We start from the raw sequence: 10031 nt of genomic DNA on the forward strand, positions 1-10031 counted from the left end.
GCCGTCGCGGGCCGCCGCGCCGAAGGGGTCGAGGGGCCCGACGGCGCGCCCACCGGTCGCCTCGCCGGGCTGACGGAGCGGGAGCGCGAGGTGCTGCTGCTCGTGGCCCGCGGCCTGGCCAACGACGAGATCGCCGCCGAGCTGTACCTGGGCCGCGCGACGGTCAAGACCCACGTCTCGAGCATCCTCATGAAGCTCGGGCTGCGGGACCGCGTGCAGGCCGTCGTCTTCGCCTACGAGCACGGCCTCGTGCGTCACTGAGGCGGCTGGCCGCCCTCCTCCGGCCGGGCCCCACGCCGTCGTCTCCTCCTCGAGGCGGAGGCGGGACGCTCCCCAGGTTCAGCCTCGCGCCTGAGCCGCGCGGCACGGCCGCTGCCTAGCGTGGAGCCATCACCGGATCCACCAAGGAGTGACCATGCTGCGCCTCGACGGCATCCACCGGTCCTACGGGGACAGGCTCGTGCTCGACGACGTCAACTTCGGCGTCGAGCGGGGCCGCCTCACGGGCTTCGTCGGCGGCAACGGCGCCGGCAAGACGACGACCATGCGCATCATCCTGGGCGTCCTCACCCCGGACTCGGGGCAGGTCACCATGGACGGGCGGCCCCTCGACGCCGAGCAGCGTCGCGGCTTCGGGTACATGCCCGAGGAGCGCGGGCTCTACCCGAAGATGCGGGTCGCCGAGCAGCTCACCTACCTGGCGCGGCTGCACGGCTACGACCGGGGCGCGGCGGACCGTCGGGCCCGTGACCTGCTCGAGAGCCTGGACCTGGCCGAGCGGGCCGACGACAACCTCGAGGACCTGTCCCTCGGCAACCAGCAGCGCGTGCAGATCGCCGCGTCCCTGGTGCACGACCCCGAGGTGCTGATCCTCGACGAGCCGTTCTCGGGCCTGGACCCGATGGCCGTGGACACGGTGGTGGGGGTGCTGACCGAGCGGGCCGCGCGCGGGGTGCCGGTGCTGTTCTCCTCCCACCAGCTCGACGTGGTCGAGCGGCTGTGCGACGACGTCGTGGTGATCGCGGGAGGGCAGGTTCGCGCCGCAGGGGGGCGCGAGGAGCTGCGCGAGCGCTACGCCGAGCCCCGCTACGAGATCAGCTCCGCGGGGGACATGGGCTGGCTGCGCGCCGAGCCCGGGGTGCAGGTGGTCGACTTCGCCGGCGGGTGGGCCCTGTTCGACGCCGACGAGGAGACCGCCCAGCGCGTGGTGCGCACCGCGATCGCCCAGGCGTCGCTGCGTGAGTTCACCCCGGTGCGCCCGACCCTGGCCGAGATCTTCCGCGACATCGTCCGTGACGAGACGGACGCGCCCGACGCGAGCGACGACGACGCGGGCACCACCCCCAGCGAGCACCGCACGACCATCGAGGAGCCGGTCCGATGAGCACCACCCAGTCCACCCGCCCGCCCGTCCCGGGCACCCTGCAGGCGACCATGCTCGTGGCCGAGCGGGAGATCGTCACCCAGATCCGCACCAAGTCCTTCCTCATCTCCGCGGCCGTGCTGCTGATCGGCGTGCTGGCCTCGATCGTGATCGGCTCCATGCTGGCGGGCCGCGAGGGAGACCCGACCCGTGTCGCCGTCGTGCCCGACGTGGCCTCGGTGGTCAGCGAGGTGGAAGGCCTCGAGGCCGTGCCCGCGTCCGACGACGCCACGGCCCGCGCCCTGGTCGAGGACGGGGAGGTCGAGGCCGCGGTGATCCCCGACAGCTCCGGGGTGCTCGGGATCCGGGTGCTGGCCCTCGACAGCCCCCCGGAGGACGTGCTCGCCGCCCTGTCGGCGACCCCCGAGGTCGAGCTGCTCGGCACGGAGGCCCCCGGGTTCGGGCTGCGCTTCCTGATCTCGCTGGCCTTCGGCCTGGTGTTCATGATGAGCGCGATGACCTTCGGCGGGACGATCGCGCAGAACACCGTCCAGGAGAAGCAGTCGCGGATCGTGGAGATCCTGCTCTCGAGCGTCTCGGCGCGGTCCTTGCTCGCGGGCAAGATCCTGGGCAACAGCGTGCTGGCGGTCGCCCAGACGGCGGCCCTGGCCGCGGTGAGCGTCGCGGGGCTGATGGTGATCGGTCAGGACGAGATGCTCGGTGCGCTGGGCAGCCCGCTGGTGTGGTTCGTGCTGTTCTTCATCGTCGGGTTCGTGCTGCTGGCCGCGATCTTCGCCTCGAGCGCCTCGCTGGTCTCCCGCATCGAGGACACCGGCCCCGTGCTGACCCCGGTGATGATGCTGACGATGGCCCCGTACTTCCTGGTCATCTTCTTCAACGACAACGACACCGTGATGCGGGTCATGTCCTTCTTCCCCGTGAGCGCCCCCGTCGCGATGCCCGTGCGGCTCTTCCTCGGGGAGGCCGCCTGGTGGGAGCCGCTGGTCGCCCTCGGGATCCTCGGCGTGACGACCGCGGCCGTGATCGCGGTGGGCGCGAAGATCTACGAGCGGTCGCTGCTGCGCCTCGGTGGCCGGGTGAAGCTGAGGGAGGCCCTGCGGGCGGGGTGAGCGGCGCCCCACCCCCCACGATCCAGGGCCGCTAGCATCGGCCCTGGATCGTTGCGGGGGGCGAAGGGGGAGGGCTGTGGACCAGCTCGAGGTGATGGTCGAGGACCTCGACCGGTGCGCCGGGCAGGTGCGGTCCTGCGCCGACGGCGTGGGGTCAGCGGTCGCGCGGCTGAGGGGGTCGGCTCCGAGCGCCGGGCGACCGGACACGACGGCCCTGGCCGCGTCGGCTGCGCGCGCCCTGACCGAGGAGCTGGAGCGCGTGTCGTCGGCCCTGTCCCGTGCGTCGACCGAGCTCACCGCCTCCGCCGAGGCCTACCGGTCCGTGGACGCCGGCGTCGCCGCCCTGCTGCGGGTGGAGTGACATGGCCCTCTACGGCAGTGCCGAGGCCCTCGTCCCGGGAGACCTGGTGTCGCTGCGTGCGGCGGCCACCGCGCACGCCGACGCACGCCGACTGGTGGGGACCGCAGGTCAGGACCTCGGTGCCGCGTCCCGGGCCACCGGGGCGTCGTGGACAGGCGCCGCGGGGGACGGGTTCCGAGCGCACGCCATCGGGCACGAGCAGGCCCTCGAGGCAGCTGGCACCCTCGCCGGGACCGCCGCGCAGGCGTGCGACGCGCTCGCGGACGCCCTCGAGCAGCTGCGGGCCGACGCGGACCGGGTCTTCGCCTCGGCGAACGCGATGGGCCTGGGGGGCGCGGCCCTGACCTCGAACCCCGTGGCGGTCGGCCTGTTCCTCGCGGCGCAGCCCGAGCGCACCCCGGACGTGATCCGACTCCTCGGCGAGATCGTCCGGGTCCGGGTGGCCGTGGGTGACGCCCACGCGGCCTTCGTCGTCGCGATCGGCGGCGTCACGACCTCCCTGGGGGACCGGGTCGAGGACCGCCGCAGCCCGGACGAGCGCGGAGGGCGGCGCATCCGCTCCGACGAGCTCTCCCGGCGGGACGACCCGGGCAACAACCACCTGTCCAACGACTGGGCCGGCCGGGCGATCCTCGAGCGCTACCTGCGTGGGGGTGGCGACTGGGTCATCGAGGACGACGCGGACTGGGCCGAGTACATGATGGCCAACGACGCCCTCGCGGCGGACATGCAGCTGCGGACCGAGGACGAGGCGGCGGCCGCGGTCCAGCAGTACCTCAGCTCGGGCAGGCGTACAGGATCCTTCGACGAGAGCTTCTCGCAGGCGATCGAGAACGGTGAGGGCATCGTCGGCTACCAGTACCTCCACGGCACCAACGCCGAGGTGGGCGGCTTCGAGCACAGCGGGAGCACGAGGGTGACGCCCCGGTCCGACGGCACCTTCGAGGTGGTGATCGACGCGAGCTACCGGTGGAACGACGTGATCGACCCCAACCCGCAGTACTCGACGGACCGGTGGAAGAGTCGGGTCGCCGAGGTGCTGACCCTCGGCCAGGCCGACCCGTATGACATCCACATCGGCTGGACCGCCCCGACGACGGTGGTCGTGGACGGGAGCGGACGCGTGATCTCGATCGAGGGGTACCCAGGATGAGGGCAGTGGTCCGAGCTGGTCTGGTCGCGGCCTCGGCTGCCGTCGCGGCGATGGTCGTCGCAGGGTGCGGCGGTCGCAGTGGGGACGCGGAGCTGGCGAACAGCGCCGGGCAGTCGGTGGCCGCGCCCTCGGGGACGGTCGAGGCCGCCCTGGTCGAGGGTGCGCCGGACGGCGGCGTCGCCACGCTCCACGTCGTCATTCGCGGGGACGCAGGTGACGAGCTGTTCCGGTCCGAGCAGGCCTACAGCACCCGGCACGGGGTGGCCATCGCCTGGCAGGACTCCGGCGAGGTGCTGTGGGTGCTGTCCTCCGACGTGGGCACCTCACGGATCGAGCCGGACGGCGACGGGTGGACCCAGAGCTTCCTCGGGCCGCAGGACCGCGACGACGTCCCCCCGGAGATCGACGCGCTGCGCTGAAGGGTGTAGCGGCTGCGGCGCTCGCGAGGGCGGTGCTGCGGGGGTGGTGCGAGCGAGCGGCGGGGCGCGTTGCCCTATGCGCCTAATGTCTCTATTCTTGAGACATCACCTCTCGGGGCCAGTGCTGTCCTGAAGATTGCGACATGAGGACACGTCATGCTGTACGCCAGTCCGCACCTCGATCTTGACGATCACCGAGTGCTCGACGAGCTCGCCGCGATGCGCGCCGAGCTGGCGGACTATCTCCGGGTGCCCCGGCGCTGGACGGGTCGGCTGCGCCGGACGGCGCTCGCCAGGGCGATCCAGGGGTCGAACAGCATCGAGGGGTATCACGTCGACCTCGACGACGCGGACGCCGCGCTCGACGACGAAGAGCCGATGAGTGCGGACGAGCGCACCTTCGCCGAGATCCGCGGGTACCGGCAGGCGCTGGGGTACGTGCTGGCGATGGCAGCAGATCCCCACTTCACCCTGGACGCCTCAGCTCTGCGGTCCATGCACTTCATGATGCTGGCGCACGATCTGGGCAAGAGCCCTGGCCAGTACCGGCACCGCGAGATCTACGTGCACGACGATCGCACCGAGCAAGTCGTCTACACGGGGCCCGACGGCGACGAGGTCGCTGGGCTGATGGGCGAGCTCGTGGGGGACCTGAACCGGAGCAGCGACGAGGACCCCCTCGTGCACGCCGCCATGGCGCACCTGAACCTCGTGATGATCCATCCGTTCCGAGACGGCAACGGTCGGATGGCTCGTGCGCTGCAGACGCTGGTGCTCGCTCGCCGAGGTCTGGCGGAGCCTGAGTTCGCCAGCATCGAGGAGTGGCTCGGCGCGAACACCGACGACTACTACCGGGTCCTCGCGTTGACCGGACGCGGCAGCTGGGCACCCGAACGTGACGCGCACCTGTGGGTGACCTTCAACCTTCGGGCTCACCACATGCAGGCTCAGACGGTGCGCCGCCGGCTCCGCCGTGCCCAGCGGACGTACGAGATCCTCGACGCGCTCCTCGCCGAGCAGCGCGTGCCGGACCGGACGATCGACGCGCTCTACTCAGCACTCCTCGGCTTTCGGCTGCGTCGCCCGACCTACGTCGACCAGACCGGGATTGACGAAAGAACGGCGAGCCGTGACTTCAAGGCGTTGACCGACGTAGGCCTGCTGCGGCCGGTGGGTGAGACGAGAGGCAGGCACTACGTCGCCGGAGATGCGCTCGTGACGGTGCGGGCGGAGCTCGGTCCTTCTGAGCCGCTGGAAGACCCCTACCCCTGGATGAAGGCTGAGCTGGTGCGTCCGCCGACGGGCGTCGTGACGGACGGAGTCACGAGAAAGCCAGGCGAGACGCGCGGCGCCGTCTGACTACAGCTCGGGGGCCGGGATCGTGCAGTCGAGTCGACCCGGCGCCGTGACCGTGTCACCCTCCTGCCAACCCTGGTACTGACCGACGAGAGCGGCCCCGTCGGGGTGGATCGCGATCTCCGCGCGGACGTCCTCGGGGGTCTCAGGCACGAGGAACGTGTAGCTGTGGTTCTCTCCGTCGACCTCGAGGGGGCCGTGCTCTGTGCCGGCGACAGTGACCCGGGCGTCTGAGGCCTCGCGCGGCAGGGCGTGGTTGGCGTCGTAGGGGTGGAGAGCGAGGGTCAGGTACGTCTCGCCGTCCGGAGCCCACCCCGACCCGGCGGTCCACGGGACGTGGTGGGCCGTGATGTACCGGTCGAAGGCGGTGACCCTCCGTTCCTTCGGGGTTCCGTCGGCCTGGCGGACCTGCGGGTAGGTCAGGTCGCAGTGAAGCATGTCGGAGGTCCGCGCGTCGTAGCGCTCGCCCCGTCCGTCGTCGTGGATGGTTCCGTCGATCAGCGAGATCTCCTGCGCGTCGTCGTTCGTCGTGACGACGAGAGCGACGTCGGTGGCGTCTGCGGGGATGGACAGCACCAGGTCGGCCAGGTCGCTGGGGTCCAGGGTGAAGGGGGTCCCGTCGACGCCGTCGACCCGCACGTGCACGGTGCGGTCGGCGCCGTCGATCTCTCGGTGGGCCGAGGACCCGAGGGAAGCCACCAGGAACACCCGTTCGTGCCCGGCCCGGGTCAGGGCGCCCGGGTCCTCGAGCTGCAGGTAGTCGACCTGGCGTGAGCCATGGATGTCGATGTCGACGGTCGGGGTGACGAGCGTGCTGGCAAGCTCTATACGTGAGTTCTCCAGCATCAGGGGGTCGAGCTCGTAGCCGCCGAGGGCCAGGTAGGTCTCCTCGGCCTCAGGCAGAGTGGCAAGCCAGTCGTCGTAGTCGTCGAGCACCGCAGCGGCGCGGGCGTCGACCCACTCCTGGAGCGTCTGGAGCTTCGCGGCGTCCATGAAGACCGGTGGGCGCGGGGGTGAGGCGACGACTCCCGTGGTGAACGTGCCGCTGGTCGCGGAGAGGTCCCACTCGGTCATGGTGCCGTCGTCGACACCGAGGGCGACGTAGGCGCCGTCGGCGGTCTCGTAGAGGCAGCCGCCCTCCGTGCCCTCGCTGTACGTCAGCTCGACGCCGAAGAGATCGCTCAGGTCCGCCGTCTCCCCCGCGAACGCGGCGCACAGCGCATCGGCGTCCCCTCCGGAGGCGTGACGGAACTCGTGGAACCCGACCGGCTCGACACTCGGGCCCCCGGCGCAGGCTGTCAGCGTGAGCGCAGCTCCTGCCAGGACGGTGCCGACGGCGCCCCGTCGCCCGGCCCTCCCGATGCCCTGCGCTGCGACCGGTCGCTCATCTGCAAGCACCACGACGACGTTCCCCCTGCCTCACTGGCCGGGCGAATCTTGATCGTTCGCCCGAGATGTCCAGCCAGGGAGGTTAGCGGCTCGGCGCTGCCGTCCGTGGCTCGTCCACAGGCGATCCGGGCGCCGCGCCCTCCGGTCCCAGGACGCCGTGACGGCGCAAGATCTCCAGGCATGCGGGGCGGCGCCTGCTGGCCTCGACGGTCCGTGCGGCGAACTCGAGGTAGCGGTGCTCGGCGCCGGCGGCCTGTGCGGCTTCGCGCATCGCCACCAGGAGCTTCGCGGCATGGTGGTAGGAGCGGCGGCCCGCAGTCCTGAGCGAGGCCGTGACCATGCGCTCGTACACCGGCAGCGTCTCGTCCGGCGCGGTCATCGCTCGGCGTCGGCACAAACGCGGCCAAGCCTGAGCAGCCTCCGCGGCTTCGGGGTGGGCGGTGGCGAAGGACCATGCCTCGTCGTCCCGCCCCTCGTTGAGCAGCACCCCGAGATACTGGTCCGAGCGGTGCTCGGCAAGGTGCTCCTCGGCGGCTGAACGTCTGGCCTCCCATGTGCTGGTCGCCTCGGCTGCCGCCCGTAGTGCGCCGAACGTGCTGCTCGACGGTTCAACGCGGAAGTGGTCGTGGCGCAGTGACTCGGCCTCCTCGAGGTCGCCGCGGTCAGCCGCATCGCGCACCAGATGGTCGACGAGAGTCCCCTGGCGGTGCGTGCGGGGTAGACGGAGCCCGCGCTCGGCGTGCTGCACCGCGAGACGGCCCAGGCCCGCCTGGTCGAGGGCCGCGACGGCCTCGATGGCCTGATGCTGGGTGGTCGGCTCGCCACCGAGGGCGGCGAGGATCGCGTCCGGCTCACGCTCGAGGATCGCCAGCCGGACACGGGCATGCTGGACGGCGAAGGGCTCAGCCCCGGCCCGTGCCGACTCTTCGACCAGCGCCCGGTAGTGCTCCACGCCATCAGGCCCGAGCACATCGCCGTAGGCGTCGACCTCCACCTCGAAGAAGTCCTGCGTACCGGAGAATCGGAACCGGTGCAGCCAGGCGGCCAGGCGACGTCGCTCTTTGCGGTCCAGCGTGCCGGGCAGACCTTGGGCTGTGCGCGCGTGGGCCGTGAGAAGGCGGCTGATCTGGTCACCCTGGACGCCCGAGGAGTCGTCGCTGCGCAGGATGGTCCGCACCATGAGGGTCACGGCTCGCTCGAGGACGCGGAGCAGAGGGAGGCTCGCGCTGTCCGCGGCGTCCTCGAGCAGCTGCACGAGCCCTTCCGCATCGGCCGCGTAGCCGTTGGCGTGGCGGTACTCGTAGAAGCGTCTGCCCGGGGCGAGGGTCGCCTCGACCTCGTCGGCGACCTCGTCCACATCGAGGACGACCGCCTGCCCAGGGAGCTGCGCCGCAAGCCCCGAGTCCGGGGCGTCAGGGATGGGCCCGCCCTCCGCGACCGCGAGCACCACGGCCACGCAGTGCTTGCACAGGGCCCCGGTCAGGCCCACGGGGCAGGTACAGGTCCATGACGTGCTCGTCAGCCGCACCGCGTACGTGTCGGTGCCGTCGACCTGCGCGTGCAGCACCCCCGCCTCGTGGCGGACCGCGACGACCCGGCCGCTGCGCGCGTAGGCCCGGCCCCGGGAGACGGTCGCGGGGTCGGCCAGGTCGGGGAGGGCCCGGGGGCTGAGCATGGGACGAGCGTGGTCGAGGGCTGGTGGCAGTGTCCAGTGGTGAGGCTGCGATGCGAGGTCCAGGGCTCACGGCCAGTAGCGCACCGGGTTCTGCCCCGTGTCGAGGAACTCGCGGCCGATGAGGTCGGGGACCTCCTCACCGAGGTCGAACTCGACGCGGCCGGGCTCATCGCTGAGGTGGACGTCCCGGAAGCGCCACGCCCCACGGACCTCCTGCCGGACGACGGCGACGACCGCCTCGGGATCGAAGCCCCGCACCCGTGGCAGGGAGAGCACCCAGGCCTTGCGCGCTCGCTCCTTGAGCTCGGCGGGCGTCATCGACTCGACCTCGGCGTTGAGCTTCACGAGGATCAGGCGACGGTCCGTGGGGAGGGGGAGACCACCCTCGGCCCGGCCCCGGAGCCCCTCGCTCGACCCGCTGCGGGCCTCGGTCTGCACCCGGGCCCGCACCGGGCTCTCGTCCGAGGCCGACCGCACCACCTGGGGCTCGGCCTGCGCGATGAGCACCACGAGCTGGTCCCCGGCGGCGTCGGAGCCCCCGGCGATGTCCACGTAGGCCTGGGCGGTGTCGACCAGGGACGGGCCGACCAGCACGTCCGGCCCGACGACGCGGGCGTCGGTCACGTCCCCGGCGATGCGGACGGACCCCTCCTCTCCCGCGAGCTGGGCGGCGAGGCGGGTGAGGACCTCGCCCGAGCAGGACACCCGGACGTCCTCCCGGAGCACGGCCATGGCCTCCTGGCGTTCGGGGTCGGACGGCGAGCCTTGGCGCGCGACCTGCACCACCCGCGCCCGCCCCAGCGCACGCTGGCGGGACTCGTGGGAGGTCAGCAGCTCCAGGGCGGCCTCGAACCGTCGCCCGCGCTGCTCGTCGCGGCTCGTGCGGGTGGCGAACCACCCGGCGAGGCCCGCGCCGATACCCGCACCGAGGAACGCGAAGATCAGGGAGAGCGAGTCGATCCAGGACACGGTTCCTCCGAGGCGTGGTCGGTGGCTCGAGCATGCCTCAGCTGTCGGGGCGGTGTCTGCTGGTTCGCTGACCTCGGTGTCCGCCACACTGGCCGCCATGCCCGTGCCCGCCCAGCCTGTCCCGCTGCGCTGCGCGGCGCCCGCCCGACTGAACGGCGCGCCATGCGGGTGAGCGGACGGGCCCGGCTCGCGACGTTGACCGGCTGCCTGGTCGCC

10 protein-coding genes are annotated in these 10031 nt (G+C 72.1%); 7 read left to right on the top strand and 3 right to left on the bottom strand.

Annotation, left to right across the window (positions count from 1 at the left end):
- The 7 genes from L0B03_RS09015 to L0B03_RS09045 form a co-directional block, all read left to right on the top strand.
- Positions 1-261: response regulator transcription factor (locus L0B03_RS09015; RefSeq protein ID WP_250445478.1), on the top strand; the 261-nt coding region annotated here is incomplete at its 5' end.
- A gap of 154 nt (positions 262-415) precedes the next feature.
- A complete protein-coding gene (locus tag L0B03_RS09020) occupies positions 416-1384 on the top strand; it encodes an ABC transporter ATP-binding protein (protein ID WP_250445479.1) in 969 nt (322 codons plus the stop codon).
- Complete coding sequence (locus tag L0B03_RS09025) at positions 1381-2493, top strand: ABC transporter permease (RefSeq protein ID WP_250445480.1); 1113 nt, start codon at positions 1381-1383, stop codon at positions 2491-2493. Before L0B03_RS09020 ends, L0B03_RS09025 begins: the two co-directional genes overlap by 4 nt.
- A 76-nt stretch (positions 2494-2569) precedes the next feature.
- A complete protein-coding gene (locus L0B03_RS09030; RefSeq protein WP_250445481.1) occupies positions 2570-2854 on the top strand; it encodes a hypothetical protein in 285 nt (94 codons plus the stop codon).
- Between the two features lies 1 nt (position 2855).
- On the top strand, positions 2856-4007 hold the full coding sequence (locus L0B03_RS09035) for a hypothetical protein (RefSeq protein ID WP_250445482.1): 1152 nt from the start codon (positions 2856-2858) through the stop codon (positions 4005-4007).
- 5 nt (positions 4008-4012) lie between these two features.
- Positions 4013-4426 (top strand): hypothetical protein, encoded by a 414-nt coding sequence (locus L0B03_RS09040; RefSeq protein WP_250445483.1) that lies wholly within the window; start codon positions 4013-4015, stop codon positions 4424-4426.
- Positions 4427-4582: 156 nt separating this feature from the next.
- On the top strand, positions 4583-5785 hold the full coding sequence (locus L0B03_RS09045) for a Fic family protein (protein WP_250445484.1): 1203 nt from the start codon (positions 4583-4585) through the stop codon (positions 5783-5785).
- On the opposite strand, the gene L0B03_RS09050 is transcribed toward L0B03_RS09045, so the two are convergent.
- The 3 genes from L0B03_RS09050 to L0B03_RS09060 form a co-directional block, all read right to left on the bottom strand.
- Positions 5786-7180, bottom strand: a complete 1395-nt coding sequence (locus L0B03_RS09050) for a hypothetical protein (protein WP_250445485.1) — start codon at positions 7178-7180, stop codon at positions 5786-5788. It lies immediately after the preceding gene.
- A gap of 73 nt (positions 7181-7253) precedes the next feature.
- A complete protein-coding gene (locus tag L0B03_RS09055) occupies positions 7254-8846 on the bottom strand; it encodes an SWIM zinc finger domain-containing protein (protein ID WP_250445486.1) in 1593 nt (530 codons plus the stop codon).
- Positions 8847-8912: 66 nt separating this feature from the next.
- A complete protein-coding gene (locus tag L0B03_RS09060; protein WP_250445487.1) occupies positions 8913-9815 on the bottom strand; it encodes a hypothetical protein in 903 nt (300 codons plus the stop codon).
- Positions 9816-10031: the final 216 nt, after the last annotated feature.

This window comes from Actinotalea sp. C106 (assembly GCF_023630195.1).
Taxonomy (GTDB): Bacteria; Actinomycetota; Actinomycetes; order Actinomycetales; family Cellulomonadaceae; genus Actinotalea.

Coding starts and splice junctions, on each gene's coding strand:
- L0B03_RS09055 (WP_250445486.1), bottom strand. CDS start 8,846: ATGCTCAGCCCCCGGGCCCTCCCCGACCTGGCCGACCCCGCGACCGTC.
- L0B03_RS09045 (WP_250445484.1), top strand. CDS start 4,583: ATGCTGTACGCCAGTCCGCACCTCGATCTTGACGATCACCGAGTGCTC.
- L0B03_RS09020 (WP_250445479.1), top strand. CDS start 416: ATGCTGCGCCTCGACGGCATCCACCGGTCCTACGGGGACAGGCTCGTG.
- L0B03_RS09035 (WP_250445482.1), top strand. CDS start 2,856: ATGGCCCTCTACGGCAGTGCCGAGGCCCTCGTCCCGGGAGACCTGGTG.
- L0B03_RS09025 (WP_250445480.1), top strand. CDS start 1,381: ATGAGCACCACCCAGTCCACCCGCCCGCCCGTCCCGGGCACCCTGCAG.